The organism is Immundisolibacter sp. (assembly GCF_041601295.1).
Lineage (GTDB): Bacteria > Pseudomonadota > Gammaproteobacteria > Immundisolibacterales > Immundisolibacteraceae > Immundisolibacter.
Map to the genome: position 1 here is coordinate 1 of NZ_JBFIII010000027.1, position 19,180 is coordinate 19,180.

Sequence of the window (19,180 nt, forward strand, 5' to 3'; positions counted from 1 at the left end):
CGCAACGGACCAACGGGTTTGGATGCGCGGTGACTCCCAGCGGGTTGGCGCGCCACACCCAGACGTGGAAGTCGAAGTGGCACACGCCAAGCGGGGCAAGCTCGCCGTGGTCCAGCATCGGGCCATCGAAGTTACTGCCGAATAACAGCGGAGCTGTGGCAAGGCCCGGGAGCCCTGGCGGTGGCCCGACAAGACTTGAAGGTGTGGTGCAGCTACCGTGTCCGTCCCAGGTGTCAACCGGCACCGGGCCATCGTACAAAACCAGGTACTCCACACCCACAAGGTGGCCGTCGCCGTCGTAGAGCAGGATTTCGGGATCCTCTGGAACAATACTTGGATTCGCTATTTTGGCCATATTCACGTAGTGAGTGCCCATTTGCGGCACGCAGGGGCCTCCAGCCACATAGCCTGCATCCGTCGCCGCTTGAACATCAAAGTACTTGGCGGTTGCCCGCCGGACGCTGGCCAGCTTTTTGATGTCAGCCGCGGAAAGCTGCCCGTCTTGGCCCGAAACCGGCGACCGCTTGGGTGGGTTGCCGCCAAAGGGACCGGCCGCAAACGCGGTCAGCGTGGTCATGAGCAGCACCGTGCCCAATCCAATTCGACGAAACATAGGTAATCTCCTTGCGATTTATGAGTTTTTTTCCATCAGGTACGCACTGCCGCGCGCAGGCAACTGTGACTGCACACCTGCCGCCGGACGGTAGCAGAAAAGACAATTGCCCACTGGCCAACAGTACCAGGCTTCGACACCGAGCCTGGGCACCATCCGCACGCTCATATTTGTATATTTAATCAGAATCTTTTTGCAAAAGAAGGCTGCTCGCCTGTGTCAGGCGCGGCACGGCGAATCACTGCCTCGGTCGATATGCCTTGGTTGAATTGATGAGCAGCACCGAGCGGCGCCGGTTGTGCTCGATCGTCGCGAAGTCTAGCCGTTCCGGTTGGCCAGCCACGGCGGCAGCGCTTCGCTGGCCATCGGACGGGCGATGACGTAGCCCTGCCCCGTGTCGCAGCCCAGGCTCGCCGTCAGATCCAGCGTCGCCTGATCTTCAATGCCTTCCGTCACCACACGCAAGCCCAGGGCGTGGCCCAGATCGATCATTGCCTGCACGATCTGCCGCCCACCCGGCCGGGTCAGGCCAACAACAAAGGCCCGGTCTATCTTGATTCCGTTCAGCGGCAACTCGCGCAGATAGGCCAGCGACGAGTAGCCGCTGCCGAAATCGTCCAGGTAAATCGGCAGGCCCAGGTCACGTAGCTGCCCCAGCACCTTGATACTCCCGACCGGGTCATCCATCACTGCGGTCTCGGTCAGTTCCAGGTGCAGACAGTCACGCGGCAGCGGCCAGCGCCCGAGAAACTCACCGATGCGGCTCAAAAATTCAGGATCCTGCAGGTTGTGGGCGGAGATGTTGACGGCAATCGGCAGCAGCAAGCCTGCTTGCGCGTGACGCGCGGCAATCTCCCGCGCCGCCTCCAGCACGGCATAGGTCAGTGGCCCGACAAGACCGGTTCGTTCGGCCAGGGCCACGAAGCGACTTGGGGGAACGTCACCATGCACCGGGTGATGCCAGCGGGCCAAGGCCTCAAAACCGCAAATACGGGCCGAGCGCAGATCGAGCTGTGGCTGCAAGTGCAGCCGCAAGTCCCCGGCGGCAATGGCGCTACGCAAGTCAACTACCAGCGCCAGGCGTTCGCCCCATTGTTGCTCGAGTTCAGGTCCGGCCAGCAATCCGCCTGAGCCAAGCTGTGCCTCGCGCGCCGCCAGCCGGGCGGCCTGCAACAAACGCTGCCCATCGTCACGTGCCGGACCAACAAGCGCCATGCCGACCGTGGCGTTGATGTCCGCGTTCACGGCGGACAGGTTCGCTGGCATCCGCAGGCTGGCCAAAATCCGCTCGGCATAACGTCGCGTGGTGGCCTCGTCCGCACCCCAAAGAACCAGGGCGAACTCCGATTGCGCCACCCGCGCCAGCAGACCGGGTGACAGGGTCTGCAGGCGTCCGGCCACGACACGCAGAAACTCGTCTCCGCAGGCGCTACCCAGGGTGGCGGCAAGCTCCCAGTGGTTTTGCAGATCCACGACCAGCACCGAGGGTGAGTCGCCCGAAGATGCCCCCCGCTCCGCCAGCTGATCGAGAAAAGCCGTCTGGTTAGGCAGCCCGGTTGGCGGATCGAAGTAGGCCAGGCGCCGCACGTGAGCATCGACACGGTCATGACGCTCGCGTAACCGCAGGGTGGAGATGCCGAACGACAGGTCGTCGGCCATCTCTGACAGCAACTCGACCTCACGCGCCGAAAAAGCCTCCGGCTGAGCAGCATAGATGGTAAGCACGCCCTGCACGGCGCCATCTACCCGCAGCGGCAGCACCAGACCAGCCCGCAGGCCACAGTTTGCCGCCGTCTCAAACAGATCGTGGTCAGCAAGCTCCGCAGCGGCGTCCTTGAGCACCACCGGCTGGCCGCTGGTCAGGGCGCGCGCCGTGGGCGTCTGATGGGCCAGTGCGGCATCCCAATGCGTTTGCAAATATCCGGCAAAACCACCGTCGTCTCCGGCAGTGGCCATTTGCTGCAGGCCCGTTTTGACGACATAGGCCACCCAGGCGTAGCGATATCCGCCCACCGAGACCGCCGCCTCACACATCTCCCGCAGCAGCTCCGGCTCATTCTTGGCGCGAAGCAGGACGCGGTTGCCGGCGCTGAGCACCATCAGCGCGCGGACAGCCGCATCGGTGCGCATCGCCATGTGATCAAACGCGTGGGCGACGGCCTGGAATTCGGTCGCGCCGCCGGCGCCGTCGAGCCGAACACCAAGTTCGCCGTTCGCCAGGCGCCGGGCGACCGCCGCCAGACGGCGGGCTGGGGCAATAGCCCGCCGATCCAGGACGACCCAGGCCAGTGCCGCCACCAGCATCACCACCGCTGCCGCCCCGACCATCTGCCAGCGTGATATCCGGTCCAGGCGCGTTTGCAACGCGCCCAATGGCATGCCCACCACCAGATACGGTCCGTTATCCAGCCCAGCGGTACCGCCAAGACGCGTATAGGCATACACACGCGCCTCGCCATCCCGGCCGCGGCTGGCAAAACTGCCGCCCTCGGGTCGCGCGGTCAGAGCCTCGGAAAGCATGCGATCGCTCTGCTCTGGCTGGTCAGCCCAAGCCGTCGGCAACGCGGGATAACGGACCAGCAGCTGCTTGCGGTGGTCCAGCAACTTGACCGTCGATCCGACCGGCAACACCGACGGTGCACTGATCGATGTCAGCCAGTCGGCACTGAGGGCCACGAATGCCACGGCCTGGACCAGGCCCGCCGCGTCTTTTACGGGGTACCCGAAATTGATGCTCGGCACACCGGTTATGCGGCCGATCTGATAATCGCCCGCGGCAAAGCCAGTGCGCTGCATCACACGTTGAAAGTAGGCACGGTCAGCCAGATTCAGACCCGGCTCGAATGGCAAGGCGGAACAGCGCACGCTGCCATCGATATTGATCACCCCAAGATTGACGTACTGGGGATACTCGGCGCGTACGTCCTGTAAAAACGCACCGCACGCATCACGGTTGCCGCGTAATTGCGGCAAACGCGACACGACGGCCAACAAGCCCCGCACCTGGACCAACAGCTGATTGTGCTGCCCGGCCGCCACTTCGGCCGCGCCGCGGGCATGCGCAACCACATCTTCGCGAGCCGCCTGCCGCAACTGCCCAGCGGACCAGCCAATCAACGCCAGCACGGGAAGCGCGGACACCAATATGATGAAGACCGCAGTGGCTCGCAGGCCCTGCAGTGCTCCGCGCCGGTTAGTAGCTGTCTGAGCGACGGGCCTAGTCGATATCATTCTGTGCCCCTTCGAACCCGGCCAACCGACCACTGGTCTTGGGGAAAGGTGTTCCCCTTCATCACGACGCCGCTTGCCAGGGGCGGCGCTGCCCTGGCCCTTGGCCTAGAATAAGCGCCCCCGCTCGGTGGGGTTAACGGAGCTGCTTGTTCATGACCGACGTCAAACGCGTGGTGCTTGCCTACTCGGGCGGGCTCGATACGTCCATCATCCTCAAATGGTTGCAGGAAACCTACCAGTGCGAGGTGGTGACCTTCACAGCCGATATCGGCCAGGGCAATACCGAGCTTGAGCCGGCCCGTCGCAAAGCCGAAACCATGGGCGCGAGCGCAATCTACGTCAACGACCTGACGGAGGAATTCGCGCGCGATTTCGTGTTTCCGATGTTCCGCGCCAACGCGCTGTACGAAGGCGAGTACCTGCTCGGCACTTCGATCGCCCGGCCACTGATTGCCAAGCGCATGGTGGAGATCGCCCGCGAGACCGGCGCCGACGCCATCGCCCACGGCGCGACCGGCAAGGGCAACGATCAGGTGCGGTTCGAGCTGGGTGCTTACGCGCTGATGCCGGACGTGCGCGTCATCGCGCCTTGGCGGGAGTGGGACCTGACCTCGCGCGAGAAACTGCTGGCCTACGCCGAGCAGCACCAGATTCCGGTGGAATTCAAGCGCGCCGGGCAACAGGCGCCCTACTCCATGGACGCCAACCTGCTGCACATCTCGTACGAAGGAGGCGTGCTGGAGGATCCGTGGCAGGAACCGGAAGAATCCATGTGGCGCTGGAGCGTGTCGCCGCAACAGGCGCCCGACGTGCCGGAGTACCTGGAGCTTGATTACCGCCACGGCGATATCGTGGCGATAGACGGCGAACCGCTCACCCCGGCACAGGTGATGCTGCGCTTGAACGAGACCGGCGGTCGCCACGGCATCGGCCGCGTGGACCTGGTCGAGAACCGCTACGTCGGCATGAAATCCCGCGGCTGCTACGAAACTCCCGGCGGCACCATAATGCTGCGCGCGCACCGCGCGATCGAGTCACTGACGCTCGACCGCGAGGCAGCGCACCTGAAGGACGACCTCATGCCGCGCTACGCCAGCCTGGTCTACAACGGCTACTGGTGGAGCCCGGAGCGGCTGTTGTTGCAAGGCCTGATCGATGACAGTCAGAAGCACGTCAACGGCACCGTGCGCCTGAAGCTGTACAAGGGCAATGTACTGGTGGCCGGGCGCAAGAGCCCGGATTCGCTGTTCGACCCGGCCATCGCCACCTTCGAGGACGACGCCGGCGCCTACGACCAGGCCGACGCCACCGGTTTCATCCGCCTGAATGCCCTGCGCCTGCGCAGTGCCGCCCGCCTGCGTGGCGGCGGCTGAAAACGGCCCCGCCAGGATGACGGATCACGCGAGTCCCGATTCAGTGGGCTTGGTCGAGCAGCACACCTTTCATCATGAGGCCGCGCTGCAACTCGACAGCGGACGTCAGTTGCCCGGCTTCGAGCTGAAGTACGAAACCTACGGCAGCCTGAACGCCAGCCGCAGCAATGCGATCCTGGTCTGCCACGCGCTTTCGGGTGACCACCATGCAGCCGGCTGGCACACCGCCGATGACAAGCGGCCTGGCTGGTGGGACAACTGCATCGGGCCGGGAAAACCCATCGATACCGACAAATTCTTTGTTGTCGCCTGCAATAACCTGGGTGGCTGCGACGGCTCCACCGGTCCGACAAGCATCAACCCGGCCAGCGGTCGTATGTGGGGGCCGGATTTCCCCATCGTTACGGTGCGTGACTGGGTGCGCAGCCAGGCGTTGCTGGCCGATCATCTGGGCATAGAACGCTTCGCCGCCGTGGCCGGCGGCAGCCTGGGCGGGATGCAGGCGCTGCAGTGGGCAATCGAGTTCCCGGGCCGGGTGCGCAGCGCGCTGCTGATAGCCGCCGCGCCCCGCTTGTCGGCGCAGAACATCGCCTTCAACGAAGTGGCGCGCAAGGCCATCATGTCCGATCCGGACTTTCACGAAGGCCGTTACGCCGAGCACGGCGTGGTGCCCCGTCGCGGCCTGATGCTGGCGCGCATGCTCGGGCACATCACCTATCTTTCCGACGGCCTGATGCGGCAAAAATTCGGTCGCGAGCTGCGCGAGGGTAAGCTGAACTTCGGCTTCGACGTGGAGTTTCAGATCGAGTCCTACCTGCGCCACCAGGGCGAGACCTTCGTCGACCGCTTCGACGCCAACACCTACCTGCTGATGACCAAGGCGCTGGATTATTTCGACCCCACCGCCGAGTACGATGGCGACCTGGCCCGAGCCCTGGCGCGGGCGCAGGCGCGTTTTCTGGTGGTTGCCTTCTCAAGCGACTGGCGTTTTGCCCCTGATCGCTCGCGCGAGATCGTCAAGGCCCTGCACACCGGTGGCAGTGCCGTGAGCTACGCCAGCATTGACTCCCCCGACGGCCATGACGCGTTTTTGCTGCCCAATGACCACTATTTCGCGGTGCTGCGCGCGTTCCTGAACCACCTCCACGCCGAATTGGAGGTCAGCACATGAGCGAAAACACGGGCGCTCGCGCCACGGCCAGCATTCCAGGTGGGCGCCGGGCCAGTGACCAGCCACATCCAGCGAAGAAACTGCGCGGCGACCTCAGCCTGATTGCCGACTGGATCCGGCCCGGCAGTCGGGTGCTCGATCTTGGCTGTGGCAGCGGCGCCCTGCTGGCGCATTTGCGGACCGAACGGGCAGTCACCGGCTATGGTCTTGAGATCGACACCGACAAGGCCGTGCGCTGCATCGAGCGCGGCGTCAGTGTCATCCAGACCGACCTCGACGCGGGCCTTGCCGACTTCGACACCGACTCGTTCGATTACGTGATCATGAGTCTTACGCTACAGGCGGTGTACTTCCCCGCAAAACTGCTGGAGGACATGCTGCGCGTCGGGCGCGAGGGCATCGTCGCGTTTCCGAATTTCGGCCACCTGAGCTGCCGGCTGCAGCTTGGGCTTGGCGGGCACATGCCGGTGTCGGCGGCCTTGCCGGAAGAATGGTATGAAACCAGTAACATCCACCTGTGCACCATCCGCGACTTCGAGCAGCTGTGCCGCGACCGCGGCATCCGCATTCTGCAGCGCACGGTGGTTGACCATTTGCATCGCCGCTCGCTCGGCGCGCGGTTGCTGCCGAACCTGCTGGGCGAGGTGGCGCTTTATCGCTTCGAGCGCAACACCACGCCACAGCGACCGGCCTGATTCCCCGCACCGAGAAGAAAACCCATGAAAATCGCCCTGCGCCGCCTCGTATTGCCGCTACTGCTCACGCCGCTGCTGGCATTAGCCCGCACCCCGGCCCCGGAAGGCGCACAGGTATATTTCATCTCCCCGCAGGACGGCGCCGCGCTGAGCGGCCCGGTGACCGTGCGTTTCGGCCTCAAGGGCATGGGCGTCGCCCCGGCTGGCCTGCAAAAGGACGGTACCGGTCATCATCACTTACTGATCGACACTGCCCTGCCGCCGCTGGACCTCCCCGTGCCGGTCGATGACAAACACGTCCACTTCGGGGCCGGCCAGACCGAAACCGTTATCACCCTTCCACCGGGGCGCCATACCCTGCAACTGCTGCTGGGCGATTTCTCCCATACCCCGCACGAACCGGCGGTGGTCTCGCCGCAGATCAGCATTACCGTGAAGTAACCGGTCGCAGGCCGTCGCTGGGCCTGTTCACCTGATTACGCTTTGCCCGGGCAGGAAACCTCATAGCCATGTCGGAACCCACGCTGCTACAGATCATCGTGCTGGCGGTGGTGCAAGGCGTTACCGAGTTCCTGCCGATCTCAAGCTCGGCACACCTGATTCTGGTACCCAAACTGTTTGCGTGGCCCGATCAGGGCCTGGCCTTCGATGGCGCCATGCACGTCGGGACGCTCAGTGCCGTGCTGTGGTATTTCCGCAAACACCTGTGGCCGCTGACGCGCGACTTTGGGGCCAGCCTGCGAGGCCAGGGCCTGACTCCGACCGGTCGACTGGCCTGGGCGGTGCTGCTGGGCACCGTGCCGGCGGCGATCGCCGGCCTCGCCCTGCACGACCTCATTGAAGGGCCGCTGCGCAGTCCGCGGGTCATTGCCGTGACCACCATCGGTTACGCCCTGCTGCTGCTGGTGGCCGACCGCATCGGCCGCCAACAGCGCGACGAGTACACGTTTCGTTGGCGAGACGCGGCATTTATTGCGGCCGCACAGGCGCTGGCGCTGATACCCGGCACCTCGCGCTCGGGTGTGACCATGACCGCCGGCCTGCTGGCGGGACTCACCCGTGCCGGGGCGGCGCGGTTCTCGTTCTTGCTATCGATCCCGATCACCGCGCTGGCCGGCGGCTACGAAATTCTCAAGCTGATTCAGGCCGGCGCTCCGGCACAACTCGACAAGGCCCTGCTGGCGGCGGCCGTGGCGGCGGTCAGCGGCTATCTGGCCATCGCCTTCCTGATGCGTCTGCTGCAAAGCCGCGGCATGACACCGTTCGTGGTCTACCGGCTGTTGCTCGGGGCGATCCTGGTCGCCTATTTTTACTGATCCGGCAGCGCAACCCGCCGCCTGCGCCTCAGCGGCCGCGGCGCAGGCGGGCCAGTTCCCTGGGCGACAGCACCTGCGCCGGGTCCACCCGCAGGTGCTCGCCGACCAAACCGTGACCAAACATCGGGTCCCGGCCCGGCGCGCCAAGATCGGTCGCGGCGGCGGCCAGATCTGCAAGCGCCTGTCCACCGGCCTTTGGCTCCGGTTCGGCCAACTGCGCCGCGAGCAGTCCGGATACGAGCGGCGCAGCAAACGAGGTACCCCGCACAATCGTGTAGCCGCCGGCAGCGGCGGCCGCCATGTCGGCACCCGGGGCGGCAAAATCAACCTGCGCGCCGCGGGCGGCTTCCGGCAACACGCGCCGCCTGGCATCCACCGCGGTCACGCCGATCACCCCGGGATAAGCCGCGGGATACAGGGGCGGCGCAGCCGGGCCGTCATTGCCGACCGCCGCGACCACGGTATGCCCAAGCGCCTGCATGCGGGTCATCAACTGCTCAAGCAAGTGATTAGGTGGCCCTACCAGGCTGATGTTGATGACCGCGACGCGCTCGCCGGCCAGCCAGGCGAGGGCGTCGGCGATTCCATCGACGGCGCCGCCAGTGGCTTCATTGCAATAAACATCAGCGGCATACAAAGTCAGGCCGGGCGCAGCGCCCTTAAACCCGGCGCCGCGCCCGACCATGAGGGACGCGACCGCAGTGCCGTGGGAGCTTGCTATCTGCCGGCCCTCGCAACCCCAGGAGCGAACCTGCGCCTGTTGCAGGAGTGCGGAGGCGAGGTCGACACCACCATCGATCAAGCCGAGCCGGCCAGCGACCGCGGTGCCGGGCGCCGTGACGGCGGACGGGCCACTCCCCGGCGTGAAGCCGGTTGCCGCGGGCGCCGTTACGCCGGCTCGCATGCCGGCCAACTCACCACTCTCGATATAGATATGGTTAAAGTCGAATGCGCCCGCCGGATCAAGCGCACGCAGGCGTTCCAACGCGCGGCGGGTCGAAACACCGGACGGTGGGCGCAAGGCCACGACGCTGATGCCCAGCCCGGCCAACGGACGCTCGCGCAGGATAACGAAACCCGCGCCGCGCGCAGCCGCCAGGAGTCCCGCGCCCGGCGAGACCGCAAGCACCTCGCCGCGAACGATAGGCTCGCCTGCCGAATCGGCCTCAATCCGGTCGCCATGGCGGCGCAACAGGTCACGGATTTTCAGTTTGCGCAAAGATGCCAGCGACGCCGGGTCGAGCGCCATCCCGGCGCGGCCCGCGGTCCGCTCCAGGCGCTGGTCAATCCCGATGGGCGGATCGAGCGACGGCATCCTCGGACCGGGCAGCGACGGCAGACCAAGCTGGGCCAGAGCCGGCAAGCCGCTGCCGCCTACCAGCATTGCCAGCGCAACCACCACCTGGCGCAGCCCGCGCCGACTGGACCGCCCCGACGAGGCAAGCGGCTGCTCCAGGCGCCTGTGGCTATCGAGTCTGTTTCCCAAGATACCCCGTTATCGGCCACGCCGACGGCAGACCCGCGACGGCCGCCAAGAATGTTTCTACTATGCCAAAACGACCGGGCCGTGGAAGAAAATCCCTTGCCGAATCGTTCTAACAGTATGAACAGTCACGCATGAATCAATCCGCGGAGCCAATCGTTGAGGGCATTGTTGCGTTGTTGCCGCGGTTGCGGCGTTTCGCCCGCACCATCACCCGCAACCGCAGCGACGCCGACGATCTGGTACAGGTTGCGGTCGAGCGGGCGCTGCTGCGCGCGGCGCAGTGGCAACCCGGCTCGCGCCTGGACAGCTGGCTGTTCCGGATCATGAAAAACGCCTGGATCGACGAGGTAAGAACCCGGATACGGCGCGACCGGTTGTTCGCGCCGGAAGAAGCGGGCGAGCATGTTGGCGTGGCACACACGCAGCGTCAGATTGACGCCATGGCGGTGCAACAGGCGATGCAACGATTGAACGAGGAGCAGCGCATGGTGGTTGGCCTGGTGCTGGTGGAGGGCCTGGCGTACAAGGAAGCCGCCGCGGTGCTGGAAATCCCGGTCGGCACCGTGACCAGCCGGCTTGCCCGGGCCCGGGAAACCCTGCAGGCAGTGCTCGTGGACAGCGGCCAGGAGCCGGCATGAACATCTCTGACGAAACCCTGATGGCCTATGTCGACGGTGAACTCGATGCCGCGGCATGCGCGGCGCTGGAAGCGGCGCTGGCCACCGATCCGGCGCTGAGCGCCCGCCTGGCACGCCAGCAGGCCCTGATCGGCCAGTTGCGCGCGGCCTTCGATGGCGTGTTGGACGAACCGCTGCCACCACACCTGCTGGCCACGGCACGAACCGCGGGGAATGCCGCAGCGGCGCAGCGGCCGCAACCGGCCGACGACCGGAAGCGTTCTGGCGGCGGCGGCGTGTCAAGCCAGTACGGGTCCTGGCCGCGGTGGGGTGCGCTTGCCGCCAGCCTGATCGTCGGCGTACTGGCCGGCTATATCGTCCCCAGGCAGTCCCCTGACGGGCTGGTTACCGAGAACGGCCGACTGATTGCACGCGGTGCGCTGGCTAACGCCCTGTCAGAACAGCTGGCGAGCACGCCGCCAGACGAGACGGCACCGCTGCGCGTTGGCCTGAGTTTCCGAGGCAGATCGGGCGACTATTGCCGTACTTTCACCATCATCGGCGGCGGCGAGCAGCCACCCCATGCCGGCCTTGCCTGCAGGGAAGGTCCGGACTGGCGGGTGCGGATACTTGCCCCGGCGGAACCAACCGTCGATACCGATTACCGCATGGCCACCAGCACTTTGCCGGAGGCCGTGTTGCGGGCGGTCAACGACATCGCCGCCAGCCCGCTTGATGCCGCGACGGAGCGAGCAGCCCGCGACAACGGCTGGCACCCGTAGCGCCCCATCAGCCGCCCCGCGAGAAAAGAAACACGCCAGCGATGGAATAAACCGGATCGCCCGATCGTTCTTTATCGATGACAGCTGCGGATGGGCCGCAGTCGATGTTGGTAACGATCAAGGAGATCAAGCATGAAAACCAGACATATTTTCGCTACCACGGTTCTTGGCAGCGCCCTCGCCCTGGCATCGCCGCTACATGCCGGCCCGCTGGGCGGTGTGGCCGGTGGCTTGGGCGGTGGGTTCGGAGGCGGCATCGGGGCCGGTGCCATGCCGCAAGTCGGCGCCGGCGGCAACGGCAATATCAGCGGTGGCATCAACGCCGACGGTGGAATCCTGCGGTCCACCCGCCAGACCGCCTCCCAGACGGCCCATGGCGCTGCCGGGCGGACCCGTCAGACCATCGGTGGCCTGGAGGAAACGGCGCGATCACAAGCGGGGCAGGTACGCGATGCCGCCGGCGCGGCAGCGGGCGCAGCCGGGGGGGCGGTCGGCAGCATCGCCACCACCATGAGCGGTGGCATTGCAACCGGTACCAGCGTCACCGCGGGATCGGCTGAAGCGACCGGCAGCGGCGTCGGCAGCATCGGGGTCGGGACACAAGGAGCCGGCGCATCAGCGACCTCGGGTGACGCAGCCCAGGCCAGCGGCGCGGTTTCTGGCAGCGGTAACGTCTCGCCGGGTGGTAGCGCTCAGGCAAGTGGCAACGCTTCGGCGGGAGCGGCCGTGCAGTTCTGACCACCGCCGGCTTTCAGAAGGCGGCGGGAGCACAATGTCCCGTCGCCCTTCCTGGGGAACCGCTGATTTATTTAGCGGTTCCCGCAGTGCCGGACGGTGGCTTTGAGCCCTTGATAGGGTGAGCCACCAGAGAACCACGCTTTGCGGGTGACCGACGACACATCACCGACAGCCGCACCGGCATCGCAGATATCAAGCCGGCACCCCGGCGTCGACAATATCCCCGCCCTGCGCCAACCAGCCAGCGCACTCTGCGCCCAGTTCAGCCAGCACGCGCCGCTCATAAGCGTCACTTTGCTCGCTGGTCAGCAGCTCGCGCCAGCGTCCGACCTGGCCCCGGTGCAAAAACGACGACGCCCCGTCCCGCCACAACTGCCCGCCAGCGGGCACCGCGTAGTCGCCGTGGGCCCGCATGTATTCGAAGCCGCAATGCTCGACCGCGTTCGTCCACTGTGCCGGTTCAAGATGGATGCCCAGAAAATCGGCGATGCGCCGCATCTGGCCAGCGAGGTCGCGTTTGAGGTCGGCGTAGTGCAGGAACAGCAGGTTTGGCAGGTGACGAATTTCCCACCACGACCGAACGCTGGAGAAAAACGGCCAGAACGGCGCGCCGTCGTGCTCCAGCCACAGGCTGAACGCCTCGCTGGCGCTGTCGGCCGGCGGCGGCATGGGCGGCCCGACCCGGCCGGGGGTTTCGTTGAGCATCTGGTACCAGGGCGGCAAGGCGCTGGCGTGGTGGTTGTAGAGGCTGACCACCACGTCACGCCCATCCCGACCGATGTAGATGTACTTGGCACGCGGCGAGTACACCAGCGCATCGACCGGCAGGTGCGTTTTGATAAAGCGGCGGTGCTGCTGCGCCGCCAGCATGGCGTGTTTGACCGCGGTTGGCGGCGCCCGCAGGTCCAACCATGGCGAGATGTCATGGATCGGCACGTCGGCGGCACCACCGAACACCAGTTGCCCCATGATCTGCTGGGTCCAGGTCGTACCGGCCTTGGCATAGGTGGCGATGACGATGTCGTTATCGCGAAACGCGAAGTCATTCCAGGCGGTGGAATCGAAATGATGGTTGTGCAGCTCGCGCGTCTTCAGCGGCCAGCCGTCGCGCCATTCGACCATGTTGGAACCCTCCCAGCGGATTGAAACGAATCAGGTACGTCCTGTGCGACCCCGTCCGGCGCGCCGCATATCGTCGATCAAGAAAGCAATCATCGCACTGGCGGCTTGGAGTCGGCCGCTGCTTCGCCGACGCCGCCATTGACCTCGACCGGCTGATCCGGGTCGGCCTCCAGCGCCACGTCCTGAGCGGCCAGCGTCAGAACGGTGACCGGCAAGGCCGCCAGGTGCTCGTCGATCTCGTCGCCATGACCATCGTAGAAGCGGCCGCCGTGAATGGAAAACGGCATGAACACCAGCGACGCATCGCGCGACAACGCGTATAGCGCATCCGGGCTGTCCTGTTCGGTTACCTCGACTGTGGCATCAATCCGCACCTCGCGCAGTCGGCTTTCGATCGACTCGGCGAGCGCCTTGGCATCGCCGTCGGCCGGCGGTAGCGACACCACGCGCAAGCTGGCGCCATCCCAGTCGTCGCTGCGCAACATCAGGTGCCCCAGCAGGAGCATCAGATCGCCGGTCGCACCGGGCATCCACCAGATGTCGACCCGGCGCTCCTGCGGCGCCTGTTCGTTCAAGGCTGTCCATTCGTCATCGTTCGCGTCAAGCATCAGCAAGTTGCAGCCGAGCCGGAAGGCGGTGCGCAGATTGCCGCCGAAACGCGCGGTCGAGAGCGTGCGCAGCAGGCTCGATTCCTTCATCCAGTTCACCACCGCGGTATTGACGCGCAACGGGCCGATGCCGGCGCTCTGCACGATGATGCCGATTGCCTCGTCCAGGTTGCCGGTGCTCACCACCAGCGGCTGGGCATTACTGCCGGCGGCAGTGAGCTCCTGGCGCAGCGCCACTTCCGCAGCGGCCCGCTGCTCGACTGCCCGCGCGCCCTGCATTTCCAGCACGCGCACCACCGATACCAGGCCGGCCCCGCCCTCCACCCACTGGGCGAATCTCAACAGCCGTTCACGACGTTCCTGGTCGTCGGAGAACACCAGCAGTTGCGGCCGCCAGTCACGCGCCCGGGCCGGCTCGGCCTCCGCCGCCAGCAGGTGTTCCCTGACCCGATGCAAGTGAAAGGAACGCCGGCTGTCGGCCCAGCGCGCCGGCACCGCCCGCAAGCGCACGTACTGGTAGACGGCGAACACAATCGCCGCCGCGCCGATGGCCGCCGTGACGTTCAGCGCCGCCATCACCGCCAGACAGCCGACCGCGCCGACCAGGCTGACGCGCTGGCTGAAGAAGCGAAAACTCGGCCGAAACGCCGGACTGGCCGCCTGCGCCTCGTACCAGGTGGCGTAATTGAGCAGGCCGTAGGACAGCAAAAACCACATCGACACCAGCGCAGCCACCGCGTTGAGGCTGCCAGCCAACACGACGGTCAGTGCAATGGCGCCTGCCAGCAGCACCGCCCGACGCGGGTTGGCGCTGGCACCACTGCCGACCGCGAACGGCCGCAGTAGCGGCAGTACCTCGTCACGCCCCATCGCCTGCAGGATGCGCGGCGCGCCCAGGAACGAAGCCAGCGCCGACGACAACGTGGCGGCGATCACGCCCGCATCGAAGGTCACCGGCCACTGCGACAGCCGGCGCATGGCAAAGCCATCCTGCGCCAGGTCGGCATTGGACGCCGCCCCTGCGAACAAAAATGCCGCCGCGAAATACACCAGCATCGACAAACCCACCGCCGCAAACGTGCCCAGCGGGATGGCGCGTGCCGGGTCGCGCAGGTCGCCCGACATGCTTACTCCCTGGGTGAAGCCGGTCACCGCCGGAAAGAACACGGCAAACACCATCCAGAACGGCGGCGCCGCCAGCGGCTGCGCAAGATTGGCGCGCAGAGCCTCGCCATGCCACACCGGCATGGCACCCAGCGCAAAGGACACCAAGGCCATCACCAGCAAGGTCATCACCACATACTGGAAGCGGGTGGCCCAATCGGCCCCCGCCCAGGCCACCGCGAACAGGCCGGCCACTGCCGCCGCGGCAATCCCGCGACTGGCCCACGGCCCGCTCAGACCAATGATGCTGGTCATCGCCTCGGCAAAGCCGATGCAATAAAAGCCGATCGCGACCGCCTGGGCCAGAAACAGCACCAGACCGATGGCGCCGCCAAAACCCAGGCCCAGCGTGCGCGAGATCAGGTAGTAATCGCCGCCGCCCTTGACGCGCAGATTGGTGGCAATAGCCGCCACCGACAGGCTGGTAACGATGGAGATCAGATGAGCGGCTGCCAGTATCAGCAGGGCCTCGACCAAGCCAACACTGCCGACCACGTAGCCGAGCCGCAGGAACAGCACGATGCCCAGGATCGTGAGCAGGCTCGGCGTGAACACGCCGGCAAAAGCACCCAAACGCCCCTCTGGCAAGCGATCGGCCGCCTTGGAATCACTGATCAAGAAACGCTCCGTTCGCCGGTGGCCCGCGGATGCCGCTGGAGGCACCACAACCAGATGCCCTCCCTACCCGCGGCCGCGGACCGGGTCCGCTTATTCTGCATGATAAAGAACGCTATCCCAGAGCCGCTTCCAGGCGGGTTTACTTCATGATCGCAGTGGCTACCCTGGCGCGGCGCTTGACGGGCGCCAAGGGCCGGAGTGAACTGCCACCTGCAGGCATATCCGACCACGGGGGGTGACCATGTCCCAACATCACGCGCTTCAGTTCCCGGGCGAGAGCGCGGCTTATCGCAGCGCGCGCGACGCGCTGCTTGAAGCCGAATCGGCGCTGCGCAGACAACTTGAGAACGTCGCCGCATTGCGTCGGACGCTACCGCCTGGAGGAGCGCTGGCGCAGGACTATGACTTCGCTGATGCCGCCACCGGTGAGCAGGTTCGACTATCGGAACTGTTCTCGCCGGGGCATGACACCCTCGTGGTCTACGGCTATATGTACGCGCCGCAGGCGGCCGCGCCCTGCCCGCTGTGCACATCCATGCTCGACAGCCTGGCCGGGGCCGCCGCGCACCTCGCCCAGCACCTTGATCTGGTGGTGGTCGCCAAGGCCGCGCCGCAACAGCTCAAGGCGGTTGCCGACGAGCGCGGCTGGGGTGGTCTGCGGTTGCTGTCCTGGGGCAATACGACTTTTGGGCGCGACTATCTGACGGAAACCGCCGACGGTGCGCAGATGCCCATGCTCAACGTGTTTCAGCGCAGCGCCTCGGGCATCCATCACGCCTGGGGCAGCGAACTGCTCTACGCCCCCCGTGAGCCTGGCCTGCACAGCCGCCATGTGGACCTGATGTGGCCGCTGTGGAATGTGCTCGATTTCACCCCCGCCGGTCGCGGTGGCGACTGGCTGCCGCGTTTGCATTACGACTGATATGGCCCGGCCACCGTCAGAGCAGTCTCGACCCTGGCCGGTTATGCTCTTGAAGCCGAGCGAGTTCATGGATTCCACGGAGCAAAACAATGACCGGACGATTGGCAGGAAAAGTGGCACTGATCACCGGCACGGCGGACGGCCAGGGACGGGCGGCGGCGCTCGCCTTCGCCCGCGAAGGCGCGAAAGTTGTCGGCTGTGACCTGAAAACCGAGCTGGCCGAGGAAACCGTCGCCCTGGTTCGCCACGCCGGGGGCGAGATGGTGTCCATGCAACCGCTGAACCTGAATGACGAGGACCAGCTCAAGACCTGGATCGACTTCGCGGTCAGCCACTACGGCGACTTCGACATCCTGTACAACAATGCCTCCGGGGTCCGAGGCGGCACCATCGAGAGCCTGACCCGGGCTGACTGGGACTTCAACCTGGCCAACGAGGTCACCATCCTGTTCCTGGCCATCAAGCACGCCCTGCCGGTGTTCAAGCGCCGAGGCGGCGGGGTGATCCTGAATACCGGATCGGTCGCCGGCATGGTCGGCGCGGCCATGCCTGGCAATATTGCCGGCAACTTCGTGCACAACGTATCCAAGGCGGCGGTAATCCGCATGACGGAACACCTGGCGATAGAACTGTCGCCCTGGAACATTCGGGTCAACACCGTTTCGCCCGGCCTGATCGACACCCCGGCCACCCGCCCGCTGCTGGATGTCGGCGGCACAGAACCGTTCACCCGCTCGCTACTGATTCGCCGCCCTGGCCAGAGCGAGGACATTGCCCGCGCGGCGGTGTTCATGTGCTCCGACGAGGCGGACTACATCACCGGCGTGAATCTGCCGGTGGATGGGGGCTGGACCGCCTCCGGCGGCCTGGGTCAACCAGACCCGCAGATGGCGCGGATTTTCGGCGAGGCCATGAACGCGCTGTCCAACATACCGGGTGGGCGATCCTAGCAGCCCTCTCGACTGCAAACCCGCGTGTCGCGGCCGCGACACGCGAGGTTGAAAAAGGGCCTTTCGGCCCTTTTTCAATGATCGATGCCTATGGCACCAGTTCCATGTCTTCGAAGTCCCAGACGCCGGGCTCGTCTGGCGCATGGAACAGCTCCACCGCAAGGCTCACGTCCATGAACGCCTTGGCCAGATGCAACAGACGTCGCTCGGGCCGCTCCAGATCCGCCTCGGCCGGCGGGAAGTCCCGCAGGTAGGTCAGGATGTCGTCCATATGAGGACACATGGCATCGTAAAACGCGCGCAGCGCCGGCATGGCACTGCTGGCGCGCAGCCGCAGGCGTTCTTTGGTGGTGGGCGCAGCCCAGTCCAGGTGAGCGGCCAGGGCAGCGAACCGTTCCGGCAATTCAGTGTTGTTCATGTCATTGCTACCCGGGTTACCAGCCGTGACCAATCTGGTCGGCAAGGACTTTGTAGGCATGCCGCACCATGATCTCCATCTCGCCAACCTGCTGATGTTTCTTGGCACCCGAGCGCAGGTTGGTCTGAATCATGGCCAGGTTGGGCAGGTCTTCGCGGATCACGTCCCGCAGGTAGGCCCGGTTGTACTCGGCGGCCACCTCGCCGGCGGCGTCCTGCGGCGGGCGCATGTGCACCATGAAATCCCAGCGCGTGCGATCGTGACTGAGCGGCCAGTAGTCCTGGGTCACGAAAAAGCCCTGCAGGGACTGCAGATTGCACATCGGAAAGATGATCATGATGTCGGTCAGCCAATCCGGCAGCTGCAGCGGGTTGATCTGCGGCGGATTACCCTGGCCCTGCTTGGCCATATCCGGCGCCAAAGTGGCGTTGCCGCTGTATTTGCGCGCCAGGGTCTCGGCGAAGGTCGGTGTGTGCTGGATATTGCTGGTGGCCGACACGGCGCGGTGGGTCGTATACAGACGCGCCGCATCGACGCGACCGTTCGGATTCTCGCGGCTGATCGCGATGTCCCCGGCCGAGGCGCCGTGGACGGTCGAAAAGTGGTAGCTCTCGACAAAGGCATCGAGCACGATCTTCCAGTTGGCCGGCACGATGGCCGAAAAGCGCCCGATGAATTCGAACTGCGGGAAGAAACCGCCAAACCCGCTATAGATATCCTCGCCAAGGTACTCGCGCAGGGTTTTAGCCGGCTGCGGATCGACGTTGACGAAGATGAACCCCTCCCAGGTGTCGCAAGCGACCTCGGTCAGGCCATGTTCGGCCTTGCACAGGTTCGGAAACAGATGCTCTTCCGGCACGGTCACCAGGCTGCCGTCCAGGCCGTAGCTCCAACTGTGGAAACGGCAGGTAAAACCCGGGACGTTGCCTGAAGGCGCGTAAGCCACCCGGTTGGTGCGATGCGAACAGGCGTTGTGAAAGGCGCGGATGCGCTGGTCGCGGCCCCGCACCACGAGCACCGAGGTATCGCACACCTCCAGCTCCTTGACGAAATAATCGCCGGGACCAACCAGCTGCTGCTCCAGACCCACCCGCAACCAGCTCTTCTTGAACACCCGCTCCTTTTCCAGGGCAAAGTACTCAGGCGTAAAAAACTCGCCAATCGGCAACGGGCCACTGGGCACATTGCTGGCACCGGTCAGGTGCTGGACGATCTGGACAGGCTGATTCAAAACTTACCTTCCTTGGTTTGGAGTGGGTTTGGCCTGATCGACGCGTTCGATAATCGGGCACGACGATACCTGCGTCGCTAGTGCCGTCTATCTGCCGACTGGCGTATGTCCTAACATGCGTTAAG

At 65.4% G+C, this 19,180-nt stretch carries 17 protein-coding genes; 10 read left to right on the plus strand and 7 right to left on the minus strand.

Going from position 1 to position 19,180, the window contains the following annotated elements; translation table 11 throughout:
* On the minus strand, positions 1-613 hold a 613-nt coding region (locus tag ABZF37_RS05265; protein ID WP_372717525.1), incomplete at its 3' end, for a hypothetical protein.
* A 318-nt stretch (positions 614-931) separates the two neighbouring features.
* The gene (locus tag ABZF37_RS05270; protein WP_372717527.1) at positions 932-3,754 is read right to left on the minus strand and encodes an EAL domain-containing protein; all 2,823 of its coding nucleotides are present in this window, start codon (positions 3,752-3,754) and stop codon (positions 932-934) included.
* Positions 3,755-3,996: 242 nt separating this feature from the next.
* Between ABZF37_RS05270 and ABZF37_RS05275 the strand changes: the two genes are divergently transcribed.
* The 5 genes from ABZF37_RS05275 (at position 3,997) to ABZF37_RS05295 (ending at position 8,399) form a co-directional block, all read left to right on the plus strand.
* The gene (locus ABZF37_RS05275) at positions 3,997-5,217 is read left to right on the plus strand and encodes an argininosuccinate synthase (RefSeq protein ID WP_372717529.1); all 1,221 of its coding nucleotides are present in this window, start codon (positions 3,997-3,999) and stop codon (positions 5,215-5,217) included.
* A 16-nt stretch (positions 5,218-5,233) separates the two neighbouring features.
* On the plus strand, positions 5,234-6,388 hold the full coding sequence (locus ABZF37_RS05280) for a homoserine O-acetyltransferase (protein WP_372717531.1): 1,155 nt from the start codon (positions 5,234-5,236) through the stop codon (positions 6,386-6,388).
* Between the two features lie 80 nt (positions 6,389-6,468).
* Entirely contained in the window at positions 6,469-7,083 is a 615-nt protein-coding gene (metW, locus tag ABZF37_RS05285) for a methionine biosynthesis protein MetW (RefSeq protein WP_372717580.1), read from the plus strand.
* A 24-nt stretch (positions 7,084-7,107) separates the two neighbouring features.
* Positions 7,108-7,524: a DUF4399 domain-containing protein gene (locus ABZF37_RS05290; RefSeq protein WP_372717533.1), complete on the plus strand. Its 417-nt coding sequence runs from the start codon at positions 7,108-7,110 to the stop codon at positions 7,522-7,524.
* A gap of 68 nt (positions 7,525-7,592) precedes the next feature.
* Positions 7,593-8,399 carry an undecaprenyl-diphosphate phosphatase gene (locus ABZF37_RS05295; protein ID WP_372717535.1) on the plus strand — a complete coding sequence of 269 codons (807 nt, stop codon included), beginning with the start codon at positions 7,593-7,595 and terminating at the stop codon, positions 8,397-8,399.
* 28 nt (positions 8,400-8,427) lie between these two features.
* Here the strand turns inward: ABZF37_RS05295 and ABZF37_RS05300 are convergent, their stop codons facing one another.
* Complete coding sequence (locus ABZF37_RS05300) at positions 8,428-9,885, minus strand: S8 family serine peptidase (protein ID WP_372717537.1); 1,458 nt, start codon at positions 9,883-9,885, stop codon at positions 8,428-8,430.
* Between the two features lie 131 nt (positions 9,886-10,016).
* Between ABZF37_RS05300 and ABZF37_RS05305 the strand changes: the two genes are divergently transcribed.
* The 3 genes from ABZF37_RS05305 (at position 10,017) to ABZF37_RS05315 (ending at position 12,022) form a co-directional block, all read left to right on the plus strand.
* Positions 10,017-10,523 (plus strand): RNA polymerase sigma factor, encoded by a 507-nt coding sequence (locus tag ABZF37_RS05305; protein ID WP_372717539.1) that lies wholly within the window; start codon positions 10,017-10,019, stop codon positions 10,521-10,523.
* Complete coding sequence (locus ABZF37_RS05310; RefSeq protein ID WP_372717541.1) at positions 10,520-11,284, plus strand: hypothetical protein; 765 nt, start codon at positions 10,520-10,522, stop codon at positions 11,282-11,284. The genes ABZF37_RS05305 and ABZF37_RS05310 overlap by 4 nt, the downstream gene beginning before the upstream one ends.
* Before the next feature lie 132 nt (positions 11,285-11,416).
* Positions 11,417-12,022 (plus strand): hypothetical protein, encoded by a 606-nt coding sequence (locus ABZF37_RS05315; protein WP_372717543.1) that lies wholly within the window; start codon positions 11,417-11,419, stop codon positions 12,020-12,022.
* 192 nt (positions 12,023-12,214) lie between these two features.
* Here the strand turns inward: ABZF37_RS05315 and ABZF37_RS05320 are convergent, their stop codons facing one another.
* On the minus strand, positions 12,215-13,144 hold the full coding sequence (locus ABZF37_RS05320) for a sulfotransferase domain-containing protein (protein WP_372717545.1): 930 nt from the start codon (positions 13,142-13,144) through the stop codon (positions 12,215-12,217).
* Between the two features lie 89 nt (positions 13,145-13,233).
* The gene (locus ABZF37_RS05325) at positions 13,234-15,534 is read right to left on the minus strand and encodes an amino acid permease (RefSeq protein WP_372717547.1); all 2,301 of its coding nucleotides are present in this window, start codon (positions 15,532-15,534) and stop codon (positions 13,234-13,236) included.
* A gap of 241 nt (positions 15,535-15,775) precedes the next feature.
* Between ABZF37_RS05325 and ABZF37_RS05330 the strand changes: the two genes are divergently transcribed.
* A complete protein-coding gene (locus ABZF37_RS05330; RefSeq protein ID WP_372717549.1) occupies positions 15,776-16,456 on the plus strand; it encodes a DUF899 family protein in 681 nt (226 codons plus the stop codon).
* Positions 16,457-16,545: 89 nt separating this feature from the next.
* Entirely contained in the window at positions 16,546-17,406 is an 861-nt protein-coding gene (locus ABZF37_RS05335; protein ID WP_372717551.1) for an SDR family NAD(P)-dependent oxidoreductase, read from the plus strand.
* 88 nt (positions 17,407-17,494) lie between these two features.
* Here ABZF37_RS05335 and ABZF37_RS05340 read toward each other — a convergent pair whose 3' ends face one another.
* Both ABZF37_RS05340 and ABZF37_RS05345 read right to left on the minus strand, forming a co-directional pair.
* Positions 17,495-17,824: a hypothetical protein gene (locus tag ABZF37_RS05340; RefSeq protein WP_372717553.1), complete on the minus strand. Its 330-nt coding sequence runs from the start codon at positions 17,822-17,824 to the stop codon at positions 17,495-17,497.
* 16 nt (positions 17,825-17,840) lie between these two features.
* On the minus strand, positions 17,841-19,055 hold the full coding sequence (locus ABZF37_RS05345; RefSeq protein ID WP_372717555.1) for an aromatic ring-hydroxylating dioxygenase subunit alpha: 1,215 nt from the start codon (positions 19,053-19,055) through the stop codon (positions 17,841-17,843).
* Positions 19,056-19,180: the final 125 nt, after the last annotated feature.

What these genes read in the sequence shown, in the direction of transcription:
- ABZF37_RS05275 (WP_372717529.1), top strand. Translation starts at nt 3,997, where the DNA reads ATGACCGACGTCAAACGCGTGGTGCTTGCCTACTCGGGCGGGCTCGAT.
- ABZF37_RS05280 (WP_372717531.1), top strand. Translation starts at nt 5,234, where the DNA reads ATGACGGATCACGCGAGTCCCGATTCAGTGGGCTTGGTCGAGCAGCAC.
- ABZF37_RS05290 (WP_372717533.1), top strand. Translation starts at nt 7,108, where the DNA reads ATGAAAATCGCCCTGCGCCGCCTCGTATTGCCGCTACTGCTCACGCCG.
- ABZF37_RS05295 (WP_372717535.1), top strand. Translation starts at nt 7,593, where the DNA reads ATGTCGGAACCCACGCTGCTACAGATCATCGTGCTGGCGGTGGTGCAA.
- ABZF37_RS05305 (WP_372717539.1), top strand. Translation starts at nt 10,017, where the DNA reads ATGAATCAATCCGCGGAGCCAATCGTTGAGGGCATTGTTGCGTTGTTG.
- ABZF37_RS05310 (WP_372717541.1), top strand. Translation starts at nt 10,520, where the DNA reads ATGAACATCTCTGACGAAACCCTGATGGCCTATGTCGACGGTGAACTC.
- ABZF37_RS05315 (WP_372717543.1), top strand. Translation starts at nt 11,417, where the DNA reads ATGAAAACCAGACATATTTTCGCTACCACGGTTCTTGGCAGCGCCCTC.
- ABZF37_RS05320 (WP_372717545.1), bottom strand. Translation starts at nt 13,144, where the DNA reads ATGGTCGAATGGCGCGACGGCTGGCCGCTGAAGACGCGCGAGCTGCAC.
- ABZF37_RS05330 (WP_372717549.1), top strand. Translation starts at nt 15,776, where the DNA reads ATGTCCCAACATCACGCGCTTCAGTTCCCGGGCGAGAGCGCGGCTTAT.
- ABZF37_RS05335 (WP_372717551.1), top strand. Translation starts at nt 16,546, where the DNA reads ATGACCGGACGATTGGCAGGAAAAGTGGCACTGATCACCGGCACGGCG.
- ABZF37_RS05340 (WP_372717553.1), bottom strand. Translation starts at nt 17,824, where the DNA reads ATGAACAACACTGAATTGCCGGAACGGTTCGCTGCCCTGGCCGCTCAC.